General features: G+C 46.2%; 12 protein-coding genes. 11 read left to right on the top strand and 1 reads right to left on the bottom strand.

What is annotated here, in order from left to right; translation table 11 throughout:
• The first annotated feature begins 19 nt into the window (after nt 1-19).
• Nucleotides 20-595: a sporulation-specific transcriptional regulator GerR gene (gene gerR, locus ABDB98_RS07780; RefSeq protein WP_095240755.1), complete on the top strand. Its 576-nt coding sequence runs from the start codon at nt 20-22 to the stop codon at nt 593-595.
• Between the two features lie 40 nt (nt 596-635).
• On the opposite strand, the gene ABDB98_RS07785 is transcribed toward gerR, so the two are convergent.
• A complete protein-coding gene (locus ABDB98_RS07785; protein ID WP_060962853.1) occupies nt 636-1,118 on the bottom strand; it encodes an N-acetyltransferase in 483 nt (160 codons plus the stop codon).
• 163 nt (nt 1,119-1,281) lie between these two features.
• Here ABDB98_RS07785 and ABDB98_RS07790 point away from each other — a divergent pair, with 163 nt between their 5' ends.
• From ABDB98_RS07790 to murD, 10 genes are all read left to right on the top strand, one after another.
• Nucleotides 1,282-2,163, top strand: coding sequence for a 2-dehydropantoate 2-reductase (locus tag ABDB98_RS07790; protein ID WP_438421872.1), 882 nt, complete (start codon nt 1,282-1,284; stop codon nt 2,161-2,163).
• An 86-nt stretch (nt 2,164-2,249) separates the two neighbouring features.
• A complete protein-coding gene (bshC, locus tag ABDB98_RS07795) occupies nt 2,250-3,869 on the top strand; it encodes a bacillithiol biosynthesis cysteine-adding enzyme BshC (RefSeq protein WP_438421873.1) in 1,620 nt (539 codons plus the stop codon).
• Between the two features lie 125 nt (nt 3,870-3,994).
• The gene (gene mraZ, locus ABDB98_RS07800; RefSeq protein WP_013352164.1) at nt 3,995-4,426 is read left to right on the top strand and encodes a division/cell wall cluster transcriptional repressor MraZ; all 432 of its coding nucleotides are present in this window, start codon (nt 3,995-3,997) and stop codon (nt 4,424-4,426) included.
• Nucleotides 4,427-4,492: 66 nt separating this feature from the next.
• Entirely contained in the window at nt 4,493-5,428 is a 936-nt protein-coding gene (rsmH, locus tag ABDB98_RS07805; protein WP_016936213.1) for a 16S rRNA (cytosine(1402)-N(4))-methyltransferase RsmH, read from the top strand.
• Nucleotides 5,429-5,466: 38 nt separating this feature from the next.
• Entirely contained in the window at nt 5,467-5,820 is a 354-nt protein-coding gene (ftsL, locus tag ABDB98_RS07810) for a cell division protein FtsL (protein ID WP_016936212.1), read from the top strand.
• A gap of 6 nt (nt 5,821-5,826) precedes the next feature.
• Nucleotides 5,827-7,971 carry a penicillin-binding protein 2B gene (gene pbpB / locus ABDB98_RS07815; protein WP_438421874.1) on the top strand — a complete coding sequence of 715 codons (2,145 nt, stop codon included), beginning with the start codon at nt 5,827-5,829 and terminating at the stop codon, nt 7,969-7,971.
• 112 nt (nt 7,972-8,083) lie between these two features.
• The gene (locus tag ABDB98_RS07820; RefSeq protein ID WP_003154438.1) at nt 8,084-10,003 is read left to right on the top strand and encodes a stage V sporulation protein D; all 1,920 of its coding nucleotides are present in this window, start codon (nt 8,084-8,086) and stop codon (nt 10,001-10,003) included.
• A 195-nt stretch (nt 10,004-10,198) separates the two neighbouring features.
• Entirely contained in the window at nt 10,199-11,671 is a 1,473-nt protein-coding gene (locus ABDB98_RS07825) for a UDP-N-acetylmuramoyl-L-alanyl-D-glutamate--2,6-diaminopimelate ligase (protein ID WP_269775130.1), read from the top strand.
• A gap of 107 nt (nt 11,672-11,778) precedes the next feature.
• Nucleotides 11,779-12,753, top strand: coding sequence for a phospho-N-acetylmuramoyl-pentapeptide-transferase (gene mraY, locus ABDB98_RS07830; RefSeq protein ID WP_007409707.1), 975 nt, complete (start codon nt 11,779-11,781; stop codon nt 12,751-12,753).
• Nucleotides 12,754-14,109 carry a UDP-N-acetylmuramoyl-L-alanine--D-glutamate ligase gene (murD, locus tag ABDB98_RS07835; protein WP_438421875.1) on the top strand — a complete coding sequence of 452 codons (1,356 nt, stop codon included), beginning with the start codon at nt 12,754-12,756 and terminating at the stop codon, nt 14,107-14,109. It begins immediately after the preceding gene.
• The last annotated feature ends 58 nt before the right edge of the window (nt 14,110-14,167 follow it).

Consider the following 14,167-nt stretch of genomic DNA (forward strand, 5'->3'; position numbering starts at 1 on the left):
AATATGGAGGGAGATACGATTGACGATTACGAGACAAGATGCGTGGACGCAAGATGAAGATTTGCTGCTGGCCGAAGTGGTGCTCAGGCACATACGGGAAGGCGGGACGCAGCTTTCCGCTTTTGAAGAAGTCGGCAGAGCGCTGACGAGAACGGCTGCCGCCTGCGGGTTCAGATGGAATTCTTATGTCAGGAAACAATATCAGTCAGGGATAGAACTCGCGAAAAAACAGCGGAAGGAATTAAGAAAGCAAATCGGGGTGCATTCCGCCAATCTGCCGGGAACCGTCAAGCAGCCCCCGATCCGCAGGGCGGAAGGAGAAAAAGAGCTGTCCATTGATGATGTGATTTTGTTTCTGCAGCAATTTAAAGAGTCGCCAGCCGCAGCGGATGCGCGTCATGAAAAAGAAAAACTCACAGAACAGCTGACCGCGCTGCAAAAAGAAGTCGAGGATCTGCGTGAGGAAAACGAAAGCTTGAGAAACAAGCTGGAGATGACAGAAGAAGATTACAAAGCGTTAATTGATATTATGGACAGGGCGAGAAGGATGGTCAATTTGAAAGATGATGAAAGAAAATCGGCGCAGAGTCTGTAAAATCAACCGGCCTGAGGGCATTGTCCCGGCCGGTTTTTTATTATGCCGTTTCCCCGGCTGTCATTTCACCATCCATATCAGGATGCCAGATGTAAGGGTTTTCTCCTTTGTCGCGCGCCATATCATATTTAACGGGCTCGAAATTCATCTTATCCCAGAATTCTGCTGATTTCATGCGTGAATTCGTCCTGATCGGCATTCTGAAGGATTTTGCAAAATCGACAAGCGCTTTGCCGTATCCGTTGTTTTGATAGCCAGGAAGAACCTCCAGCTTCCATAGTTCCAAAAAGTCCTGACGCTGATCAAAATACGGATTCGCACTGCCGCTTACCTGATATAAACTCATTCTCGCCACTAGTTTATCCCCGAAGTAAATCCCGTAAAAAGGCGAGGTGCTGTCATTTTCAATGATATTATCCTGCAGATCTTCAAGCATGGACAGCTCCTGCATCCCGTATTCTTTAAACCTTTTAAATTCTTCGAGTGTCTTAAAGTTGATGAGCAGGCGCTCTATTTTCAACACAAACTCCCCCTTTGTTGTGTTCTACTTATTATTGTAAACGCTTTAATTGAAAATTCCAACTATAATATGTTCGTCTGTCATTTTGTTCAAAACGAAATTGAAGTAATTTGCGGCGGCTTCTGCTATGATAATATGGAAAAAAGCAGATATAGGGTGTGACAGTGTGAAAATCGGAATTATCGGCGGCGGAGCGGTGGGCCTTTTATGTGCTTACTACTTATCGTCCCGCCATCAGGTAACGGTCATCACGCGGCGGACGGAGCAGGCTGATGCGATTAACTCAGGCGGTATACGCCTGGTGAAAGACGGAAAAGAATGTACGGCGTCATGCAGAGCGCAAACAGGCATCACTTCCGGATTCGATCTCTTAATCGCAGCTGTTAAACAGCACCAGCTCAGCGATGTTTTGCCGGATCTTGAGACAATAAAAGGGACGAATGTGTTGTTTTTGCAAAACGGCATGGGACACATACACGACATCAAAGATTGGCATACAGATCATTCGCTTTATGCCGGCACGGTTGAGCACGGGGCAAAAAGGATATCAGATCATGCCGTTGAACATACTGGGACCGGAGCCGTAAGATGGAGTGTATTCCGCGCATCCCGTCCGGAAACGCTCAAAACCATCTTATCCGGCATGCACCGGGATTTTCCCGTATATGATGAAAACGACTGGTATCAGCTGTTAACGGGAAAATTGATCATAAATGTATGCATCAACCCGTTAACTGCATTGCTGCGCGTGAAAAACGGAGAGCTGTTAACAAATGCCGCTTACAAAACATATATGAGAAACGTGTTTGAAGAAGCGGAGACAATACTTGGCCTCGCGGATAGAGAGGAAGCGTGGAACAGGGTTTGCGAAGTTTGCAGCCTGACGGAAAAAAATCATTCTTCCATGCTTGTCGATATCTTGGAGGGAAGACGGACGGAGGCCGATGCGATTATCGGCTACCTTGTGAAAGAAGCGGAGAGTCGGGGATTGCCGGCCGTTCATCTCCCGTTTTTATACCGCAGCATAAAAGTGTTAGAAAGAAACTGAAACAAAGTCTTTTGAGGTTTTCCGGTAACATGCTATACTCATTTCGGAAACCTAACTATTTATTGGAGAAAGGAAGTTCCAGACAGATGCAGCTAACTGAACTTTCCATCAAAAGTCAAAATACGTTTGTGCAGCACTATATAGATGGAGAAAACATGTCTTCATTTTTTGATTATGATATTCATTCTGAGGATGTATGGCAAAAGCGGCTTCAAGACCTGTCTTCAAGGCCGTTTGCCAGAGAGGAATTAGCCGATTACCTATCCTCGTATCACGAAAAATTTAACTCCGCCGCCATGCAGGCCTCCATCAAAAAACTGAGAGATCCAAAAAGCGCAGCGGTTGTAGGCGGACAGCAGGCCGGTCTTTTAACAGGACCCCTTTACACCATACATAAGATTATCTCCATTATCGTACTTGCCAGACAGCAGGAAGAGGCGCTCCGGATTCCTGTCGTTCCGATTTTCTGGGTGGCGGGTGAAGATCACGATCTGGAAGAAATCAATTATGTGCATACGTCAACAGAGAAAAAAGGCCCGGTGAAACAGAAGCTGCCGCAGTCTTACTGGAAAAAAACATCGGCAGCCAATACCTCTCTTGATCAGGAAAAATGTGCGGCGTGGATTGATGAGGTGTTCGCTTCTTTTGAGGAAACGGATCACACAAACGCACTCCTTCAAAATGTGAAGCGATGTTTACGCTCATCAGAGACATTTACGGACTTTTTTGAACTGTTAATCGCCGGCTTGTTTCAAGAAGAAGGACTTATTCTGATGAATTCCGGAGATCCCGGAATTAAAAAGCTGGAAACGGGAATGTTTCAGCAGATTTTAAAGCACAATAATGAACTTGCCGAAGCAGTGTCAAATCAGCAGCGTCTTATGCGGGAAGCCGGTTATCACCCGATTATTGAATCGGACAAAGAACAGGCCAACTTATTTTACGAGTATGAGGGAGAGCGCTTCTTAATTGAAAAAGAAAATGGCGTTTTTGTCATTAAAGAGCTTGACCTCGAGTGGACGGACGACGAGCTTCATACCCATATGGAAGAAAAACCGGAATGTTTCAGCAATAACGTTGTGACAAGGCCGCTGATGCAGGAGTTTCTCATCCCGACTCTTGCGTTCATCGCAGGGCCGGGGGAAGTCAATTATTGGGGCGAGCTGAAGCAGGCTTTCTCATTAATGGGCTTTTCTATGACTCCGGTAGTGCCGAGGTTAAACATTACGATTCTTGAGCGCCATATTGAAAAGAAGCTTTCAGAACGGAATATCCCGCTTCAAGAAGCGATCGAACACGGCACGGGACATCTGAAGGAGACTTATTTTAACGAGCAGATTCCTGAAGAGTTTTCTTCTGTGATGGAACAGGCGAAGTCACAGATTGAAGCTGCCCATAAAAAAGCAAGGGACGAAGCGCTTAAAGTCGATTCAAGCCTTGAGCCGCTCTTACAGAAGAATGCCGCCTTCATTCAAGATCAGCTTTTGTTTCTAGAACGGACGGTAACAAAAAGAATTGAAGAAAAAGAAGGTTTTGTGCTTCGTGACTATGAAAGAATCCAAAACAGCATCAGACCGCTCGGCGCTCCGCAGGAACGGATCTGGAATGTAATGTATTATTTGAACCGTTACGGTCCAAAATTCTTCACAACCTTCAAACATCTGCCATTTTCTTTTCAAAACCAACATCAGATTGTCAAACTTTGAAATAAAGTTTTAAAGAACCCTGAATAGTTCAGGGTTTTTTTTTATGTTTAAACAGTGTAAAATGAGGTTGTGGAGAGAAGTGGCGGATAGTGGTGAGTTTAGGGGAGAAAGTGGGGGTCCTTATCATGTTTATGGGTGAATACCAGCATACAATTGATGCAAAGGGCCGCATGATCGTACCCGCAAAATTCAGAGAAGGCCTCGGTGAGCAGTTTGTGCTGACAAGAGGACTTGACCAATGTCTTTTCGGCTACCCGATGAATGAATGGAAGCTGATCGAAGAAAAGCTGAAGGCGCTGCCGCTCACCAAAAAAGACGCCCGCGCATTTACCCGTTTCTTTTTTTCCGGTGCGACCGAATGCGAACTGGACAAGCAGGGAAGGGTTAATATTGCGTCATCTCTTCTGAATTACGCAAAACTGGAAAAAGAATGTGTTGTCATCGGGGTTTCCAATCGAATTGAATTGTGGAGTAAGGTAATCTGGGAACAATACACAGAAGAGCAAGAAGATTCATTCGCTGAAATTGCTGAAAACATGATTGGATTTGATATATAATGGATCTTCGTGCATCACAGCAACTGACAATTCAATTCATTCCTGATAAAGGTGGGACCGACACAAATGTTTCAGCATAAGACAGTACTTCTACGTGAAACCGTCGACGGTTTAAATATCAAACCGGACGGAACCTATGTGGACTGCACCCTGGGAGGCGCCGGGCACAGTACATATTTATTGCAGCAACTATCGGAAAAAGGGCGTTTAATCGCCTTTGACCAAGATGACACGGCGCTTGAAAACGCAAAGCAAACATTGTCTGAGTACAAAGGACAGCTCATTTTGGTGAAAAGCAACTTTCGTTATTTAAAAGAATGTTTACACGAACACGGCATTACGAGTGTCGACGGAATTTTATTTGATTTAGGAGTATCCTCACCGCAGCTTGATACACCGGAACGGGGATTCAGCTATCATCATGACGCACCGCTGGACATGAGGATGGACCAGTCGGCCGCCCTTACGGCGAAAGAGGTCGTAAATGAATGGCGGTATGAGGATCTTGTGCGGATTTTCTTTAAATACGGAGAAGAAAAATTCAGCAAGCAAATCGCCAGAAAAATTGAAGAGGCAAGAGAGAAATCGCCTATTCAAACAACCGGCCAACTGGTCGATCTAATAAAGGACGCGATACCGGCTCCGGCGAGAAGAAGCGGCGGTCATCCGGCCAAACGCGTATTTCAGGCCATTCGAATCGCCGTAAACGATGAGCTTCAAGTATTTGAAGAGGCTCTCTTGCAGGCGATAGAGATGCTGAAGCCGGGCGGAAGGGTATCTGTGATCACTTTTCACTCACTGGAAGACAGAATGTGCAAGACGACATTCAAGGAAAAATCATCACTTCCCGAACTGCCTCCGGGTCTTCCTGTGATACCGGAAGAATTTGAACCGGAATTAAAACTGATTACGAGAAAACCCATTACGGCATCAAAAGAGGAGCTTGAAGAAAATAACCGCGCCCGCTCAGCGAAGCTCCGCATTGCGGAGAAACGAAAATAACGGGCAGCAAATGACAACATAAAGGAGGTCATCAGCCTATGAGCAACTTAGCTTACCAGCAGGAAAAACAACAACGGCCAGTGATAAGTCCCGAAAAAAAGGTGATTGTCAAAAAAAGGGCTTCCATTACACTCGGGGAAAAGGTGCTGCTCGTCCTGTTTGCCATTGCCGTTCTCTCCACTTCAATGTTTATCGTATCAAAGGCATACGCGGCGTACCAATCCAATATTGAGGTGCAAAAACTGGAGGAGAAAGTATCAGAGAAGAATAAGCAGATCGGTGATCTCCAAAAAACGGCGGGTGACTTAAGCCAGCCGCAGCGATTGATGGATATCGCCAAAAAGCACGGTTTGAATCTGAAAGATAAAAAAGTGAAAAACATACAGGAATGATAACCCATGCCTAAAAAAAATAAGTTTATGAACAGAGGAGCAGCGATACTGAGTATTTGTTTCGCTCTCTTTTTCTTTGTCATTCTCGGGAGAATGGCGTACATTCAATTAACCGGTAAAGCTAACGGGGTGGAACTTGCAACAAAAGCGACCGAGCAGCACGAAAAAAAGCGGACGATAGAAGCGAGCCGCGGCTCCATTCTTGACCGGAACGGCAAAGTGCTCGCTGAGGACACGGCGACTTATAAGCTCATTGCCGTGCTTGATAAAAAGATGACGACCGACAAGAAGCATCCTCAGCATGTCAAAGACAAAGAGAAGACAGCGGAAAAGCTGGCGTCCGTTATTGACCTGGACAAAAGCGAGATTCTGGACATCTTAAACAGGAATGGCGCGAAGCAGGTGGAATTCGGTTCAGCCGGCCGCGATATCTCTTATGCGAAAAAGCAAAAGATCGAAAAAATGAATCTTCCGGGTATTTCTTTCTTAAGAGATACGAAGCGCTACTATCCGAATGGCGTGTTTTTATCAAATGTTCTCGGCTATGCTGATGTAAATGAAAAAACAAACCAGATACAAGGATCTTTAGGGCTGGAAAAAATACTGAACAGCTATCTGACGGAACGCGACGGATCTGTCACGTATGAAAGTGATAAATCCGGCTGGAAACTTCCGAACAGCAAAGAAAAAATCACCGCACCTAAAAACGGTGACAATGTATATTTAACCATTGATCAGAAAATTCAAACCTTTTTGGAAGACAGCATGATGAAAGTGGCGGAAAAATATAAACCGAAAAAAATCATGGCGGCTGTCGTAGAACCGAAAACAGGCAAAGTGCTTGCGATGGGGCAGCGTCCGAGTTTTGACCCGAATCTCAGAAACGTCACCAATTATTACAACGACTTAGTGTCGTATGCGTATGAACCGGGATCGACGATGAAGATCTTTACGCTTGCCGCGGCGATTCAGGAAAACGCGTTCTCTGCAAACGAGAAATATAAATCAGGAACATATAAAGTAGGCGGCGGAACAGTACGAGATTGGAACGACGGAGCCGGCTGGGGCATGACAAGCTTCCATGACGGCCTCATGAGGTCGTCAAATGTTGCTTTCGCCAAGCTGGCAAATGAAAAACTCGGGTTTGACCGGTTTAATGAGTACCTGCACAAATTCGGGCTCTATCAAAAAACAGGGATTGATCTGCCCGGTGAAGTATCAAGTAAAATTAACTTCAAATATGATTTTGATAAAGCGTCTACGGCTTACGGCCAAGCATCGGCGATAACGCCGATTCAGCAGCTTCAGGCAGTCACGGCGATTGCCAATAACGGCAAAATGATGAAGCCTTACGTCATTGACCATATCGTCGACCCTGATACGAAAAAAGTCGTCAAGCAGACAAAGCCCGAACAAGCAGGCACGCCGATTTCGGCTGATACAGCCAAACAAGTCCGGAATTTGCTCGGAGAAGTCGTGACGTCAGACATCGGAACGGGAAAGCCTTATAAAATTGAAGGTTTTGATGTTGCGGGGAAAACGGGAACCGCGCAAATCGCGGGGACGGGCGGATATTTGAAAGGGACGAGCAACTATGTGTTTTCATTCATGGGCATGGCGCCGAAAAATGATCCTAAGCTCGTCATCTATGTAGCCGTGCAGCAGCCGCAATTAAAAGCGGGCCAAAGCAGCTCCGATCCTGTCGCGGAAATCTTTAACCCGACGATGAAAAACAGTTTGCATTATCTGAACATCGAGCCGACGGAAAAGTCAGATTCCGGCCAGGAAGAAACGAAAAGCCAAAAGATGCCTGATCTGACAGACAAGACGGTTACGAATGCTGAGAAGGAAGCGAAAAATGAACATCTCACACCGATTGTCATCGGCAGTGATGTTGCCGTAAAAGAGCAGTATCCGAAAGCCGGAGAAGATGTGATCACCAATCAGAAAATCTTCTTAAAAACAGACGGAAAGATGACGATGCCGGATATGTCCGGATGGTCGAGACGGGAAGTGCTTCAATTCAGCAAGGTATCAGGCATTCACATTGATGTGAGCGGCGAAGGTTACGCTGCCAGCCAAAGTGTCAAAAAAGGCAAAGAACTGAAGGGAAATACCGTGATCAAGGTGAAATTTAAAAATCCTGATTAACGGGACAGAGAAGTCCGCGGATGCCCGCGGGCTTCTTTTTTATGCGCGCCGTTCTATGTGTCCAAGCTGAGGCATAAAATGAAACAAGCCTAAATAAGGAGTGGACGGTCCCTTGCGCGTTTCAAATGTAACGGTTCGAAAACGTTTATTACTGGTTTTGCTTTTTGGCGTGATCATTTTTTTGATCATTGACAGCAGATTAGGCTATGTCCAATTTGTAATGGGGGAAAAGCTGACTTCGCTGGCGAAGGATTCCTGGAGCCGGAATTTGCCGTTTGAGCCTGAGCGGGGAGAGATCCTTGACCGGAACGGCGTGAAGCTGGCTACTAATAAAAGCGCGCCGACCGTCTTTGTCGTACCGCGCCAGATTCAAAATCCCATAAAAACGGGCAAGCTTCTCGCGTCAGTTTTAAATATGTCAGAAGAGAAGGTCTACAAACACATTACAAAGAAAACATCCATAGAAAAAATCTCACCCGAGGGCCGGAAAATTTCAAATAAAAAAGCGAAAGAAATCAAAGCGCTCGATTTAAAAGGAGTTTATGTAGCTGAAGACAGCATCCGTCATTATCCGTACGGAAGCTTTTTGTCCCATGTTCTCGGTTTTGCCGGTATTGATAACCAGGGCCTTCTCGGACTGGAGGCTTATTATGATGATGACTTAAAAGGTGTAAAGGGCTCCGTGAAATTTTATACGGATGCCAAGGGGAAGAAAATGCCTGATGAAGCGGATGATTACACCCCTCCGAAAGACGGACTTGATATGAAATTGACGATTGACGCCAAGGTTCAGACGATTATAGAACGAGAGCTCGACAATGCAGCGGCGAAATACAACCCGGACGGAATGATTGCGGTCGCAATGAATCCGAAAAACGGAGAAGTGCTGGGAATGTCAAGCCGTCCTGATTTTGATCCGGCTGACTATCAATCAGTGGATCCGTCCGTTTACAACCGGAATCTGCCGGTATGGAGTACGTATGAACCGGGTTCGACCTTTAAGATTATTACGCTTGCGGCGGCGCTCCAAGAGCAAAAAGTAAACTTGCAAAGAGATCATTTTTATGACAAAGGATTTGCCGAGGTGGACGGCGCCCGCCTCAGATGCTGGAAAAAGGGCGGCCACGGTTCGCAGTCTTACCTTGAAGTCGTTCAAAATTCCTGCAACCCTGGGTTTGTACAGCTTGGGGAACGGCTCGGAAAACAAAAGCTGTTTCAATATATTAAGGACTTCGGATTTGGAAAGAAAACAGGCATCGATCTGCAGGGGGAAGGAACGGGAATCTTATTTCCGCTTGACAGAGTCGGCCCGGTCGAACAGGCGACAACCGCTTTCGGACAAGGGGTTTCCGTCACGCCGATTCAGCAGGTGGCAGCCGTATCCGCAGCAATAAACGGCGGAACGCTTTATACTCCGTTTATCGCCAAAGAGTGGGTTGATCCCGTCACGAAAAAAACCGTTAAGAAACAATCGCCGATTGCGAAAAGACAAGTTATTTCCCAGGAAACGTCAAAGCAGATCAGATACGCTTTAGAAAGCGTCGTCGCTCAGGGAACGGGGCGGAATGCCTTTGTAGAAGGATATCGCGTTGGGGGGAAAACTGGAACGGCTCAAAAGGTCAAAGACGGCAAATATCTCGAAAACAACCATATCGTCTCCTTTATCGGTTTTGCGCCGGCTGATGACCCGAGCCTTGTCGTATATGTCGCGGTTGATAATCCGAAAGGCACGATTCAATTCGGGGGAACCGTCGCCGCCCCGATTGTCGGAAATATGATGAGAGACAGTCTGCCGGAGCTCGGCGTTAAACCGCGAAAAAATCAAATCGAGAAAAAATATCAATGGAACGACACAAAAACAATAGAGGTTCCGAATGTTGTAGGGATGTCTGTCTCTGATCTTGAGTCGCTGCTTGTCAATTTGAATATAGACTCCTCAGGAAAAGGAAGCAAAATTGTGAAGCAATCACCTGCAGCCGGAACGAAAGTAAAAGAAGGCTCAAAGATCCGTGTTTACTTGAGTGAAGAATGAGTCTTTTTGAGGCAGCCGATTGTTTTCGGCTGCCTTTTATCATAAAGATAAAAAAAGAAGATAACTTTTAAGATTAACTGGATGTATCCTTTTATTTACGCTAAAATATGAACTGTATGTTTAAAAGCCATTCTGACTTTTACAAACAATTATCATGATAAAAGAATGAATAGAATTTCTGAGAGGTTTGATACAATGAAACTTACAAAGCTGCTTACATATTTAATGGCCGAACCTGTTCAAAATGACTTTCATGACCCTGATATAACTTCAATTGAGATGGACTCCAGGGAAGTGAGAAAAGGGAGTCTTTTTGTGTGTATAAAAGGGTATACGGTGGACGGACATGATTTCGCCCAAAAAGCCGCAGAAAACGGCGCAGCGGCCATCGTCGCCGAGAAAGAGCTTGACGTCGATATTCCTGTCATTATCGTCCGCCGGTCACAGCGGGCGCTCAGCGTTCTTTCTGATGCGTTTTACGGGCAGCCGACAAAGAAACTTCAGCTTATCGGCATCACCGGCACAAACGGCAAGACATCAACGACGCATATGGTTGAGGAGATTTTTAAAAAAGCGGGAAGACAGACCGGTTTAATCGGAACGATGTACATTAAAATCGGTGATGAGACATTCCCGGTCAAAAATACAACACCCGAAAGCGTCACACTGCAAAAAACGTTCAAGAAAATGAATGACGAGCATGTTGATACAGCCATTATGGAAGTGTCTTCTCACGCTCTGTCACTCGGCAGGGTTCACGGCTGCGATTATGATATCGCCGTGTTCACGAATCTGACGCAGGACCATTTAGACTATCACAAGACGATGGAAGACTACAGACAGGCTAAAAGCCTCCTGTTTTCCCAGCTGGGCGGCTCTTTCAACCATGAAAAGCCGAAGCGGGCCGTTTTAAACGCAGATGACAAAGCTAGCGCTTATTTTGAAAGAGTGACGGCGGCACACATCCTTACATACGGAATCGAAAACGATGCCGATGTCATGGCGAAACAAATTGAGATCTCTGCGCAAGGCACAAGCTTTGAACTCGTTACGCCAAAAGGAACAAAACAGATCACGGTTTCACTCGTCGGCCGGTTCAATGTGTATAACGTACTGGCTGCAGCGGCGACAGCGATCGCAGCGGGTCTCCCGTTCGATACGATCACAAGCGCACTTGAAGAGCTGCAAGGTGTCAGAGGCCGGTTTGAACTGGTGAATCACAATCAGCCGTTCCCTGTCGTCGTCGATTACGCGCACACGCCTGACAGTCTGGAAAACGTCCTGAATACATGCAAAGACATGACAGAGGGCAAGCTTTTCGTCGTCGTCGGCTGCGGCGGTGACCGGGACAAAACAAAACGCCCGAAAATGGCGGAAATTGCGGTGCGGATTGCCGACGAACCGATCTTTACCTCAGATAACCCGAGAAGCGAGGACCCGCTGGCCATATTAAGAGATATGGAAAGAGGAGTAGAAGGAACTTACTATCACAGTATCGCCAACCGCGAGCAGGCCATCTTTTTTGCCATTGCCAACGCGAAAAAGGGTGATGTGGTCCTGATTGCCGGAAAAGGGCATGAAACCTATCAGCAGATCGGCAATGAAACATTCGACTTTGATGACGCCGAAGTAGCGGGAAGAGCTATCGTTGAGCTGAATAAAAAGTAAAACAGGAAAGAGTGTTAGAATGAGGGAAATGAAAAGAATTACGGGGAAACAATGTGAATATGATAAATACGTATGTCGTTTGAACGAAACGGGAGGAGAAAAGAGCAATGCTTGAGCAAGTGATTTTATTTACAATAATAATGGGATTTTTAATCAGTGTTCTGATATCTCCGATTCTTATCCCGTTTTTAAGACGCTTAAAATTCGGCCAGAGCATCAGGGAAGAAGGGCCGAAATCACATATGAAAAAATCAGGGACGCCGACGATGGGCGGGGTCATGATTATCGTATCCATCGCCATTACGGCGATTGTCATGACGCAGAAATTTTCGCATTTGAGCGCGGAAATGTTTCTTCTGCTGTTTGTCACGATCGGATACGGCCTGCTCGGCTTTTTGGATGATTATATTAAAGTGGTGATGAAACGGAATCTCGGATTAACGTCGAAGCAGAAATTGATCGGCCAGATCATTATCGCCATTGTATTCTACGGAGTATATCATTACTGCCATTTTTCAACCGGCATCAGGGTGCCGGGAACACATCTGTCAATCGATCTCGGCTGGGGATACTTTATCCTCGTTCTCTTTATGCTTGTCGGAGGTTCAAACGCCGTCAACCTGACAGACGGTCTGGACGGTCTCTTGTCCGGTACCGCTGCTATCGCATTCGGCGCTTTCGCGATCCTTGCGTGGAACCAGTCACAATATGACGTTGCGATTTTCTCGGTTGCCGTTGTCGGCGCCGTTCTCGGTTTTCTTGTATTCAATGCCCATCCCGCCAAAGTATTTATGGGGGATACCGGTTCGCTTGCGCTCGGAGGAGCCATCGTGACCGTTGCCATTTTGACGAAGCTTGAAATTCTGCTCGTCATTATCGGCGGAGTTTTTGTTATTGAGACCTTATCTGTTATCTTACAAGTCATCAGCTTTAAAACGACAGGAAAACGAATCTTTAAAATGAGTCCGCTTCACCACCATTACGAATTGGTCGGATGGTCTGAATGGAGAGTTGTCGTCACATTCTGGACTGCGGGACTGCTGCTTGCCGTTTTAGGAATTTACATCGAGGTGTGGTTATAAGTGGAAAACGAACTTTTTTTGCAAAAACAAAACTTTCTGGTCCTCGGACTGGCAAAAAGCGGATATGCGGCTGCGTCAATTCTTCATGAAAAAGGCATTAACGTCGTCGTAAATGATCAAAAAGCCTTTGAAGAAAACGAACCTGCCCAAAGGCTTTCAGAAAGAGGAATTGAGGTTATATGCGGTGAACATCCGACATCACTTTTTGATCAGCATGATATTACCATTCTGATCAAAAATCCCGGAATCCCGTATGAAAATATCATGGTGGAGGAAGCGCAAAGAAGAGGCATCCCGGTCTGGACGGAAATCGAGCTTGCGTATTATATCACCAATGCAAAATTCATCGGCATTACAGGCTCGAACGGGAAAACAACAACGACGACCCTGGTTTACGAAATGCTGAAGGCTGACTCGATAAAGGCGCTGATCGCGGGGAATATCGGCACTGTCGCCAGTGAAGTGGCTTATCATGCTGACGGTGATGAATGGATCGTCACGGAGCTTTCTTCGTTCCAGCTGATGGGGACTCATGCGTTCAGACCTGAAATCGGCCTGATTTTAAATGTATTTGACGCTCATTTGGATTATCACCACAGCCGTGAAAATTACGAAAAAGCCAAGCAGAAGGTGTATCTGCATCAGCTTGAGAGCGATACGGCCATCGTGAACCAAAGCGATGAAACAGTCGTGCGGCTTGCCGAAGGCGGAAAAGCCGGCACCGTTCCGTTTTCAGTTCATCAGGAACTGTCCAGCGGCGCATTCATTAAAGACGGGATGCTGATGTTCGGCGATGAAGCGATTCTGCCTGTTGATGACATCGTACTGCCGGGCGCGCACAATTTAGAAAATATTCTAGCCGCTGTAGCCGCGGCAAAAACGGCGGGCGCATCCAATAATGCTATTCAGAAGGTGCTGACAAGCTTTACCGGTGTTAAACACCGTCTGCAGTATGTGACTGCGATTCGGAATCGTAAATTTTATAATGACAGCAAAGCAACGAATATTTTGGCCACAAGCAAAGCGCTCTCCGCGTTCAACGCTCCGGTTATACTGCTTGCAGGCGGACTTGACCGCGGCAACGGCTTTGACGATCTGAAACCGTATATGGACAATGTCAAAGCGGTCCTTACGTTCGGCCAGACGGCGCCGAAGATAGAAAAACTGGGCAATGAGCTGGGAATACAACATGTCAAACGTGTCGATAATGTTGAACAAGCAGTATCTGCGGCGTTTGCGCTCTCAAATGAAGGAGACGTCATCCTCTTGTCACCTGCGTGTGCAAGCTGGGATCAGTTCAAAACATTTGAAGAACGCGGTGACATGTTTATAGATGCCGTGCATATGCTTAAGTAAGGGCTTGTCTCTGTTCATCGGCAGCCCTAAATGACTTATGCTTGGGGTGTCGATTGCT

This window comes from Bacillus siamensis, assembly GCF_051628075.1.
Classification (GTDB): Bacteria; Bacillota; Bacilli; order Bacillales; family Bacillaceae; genus Bacillus; species Bacillus siamensis.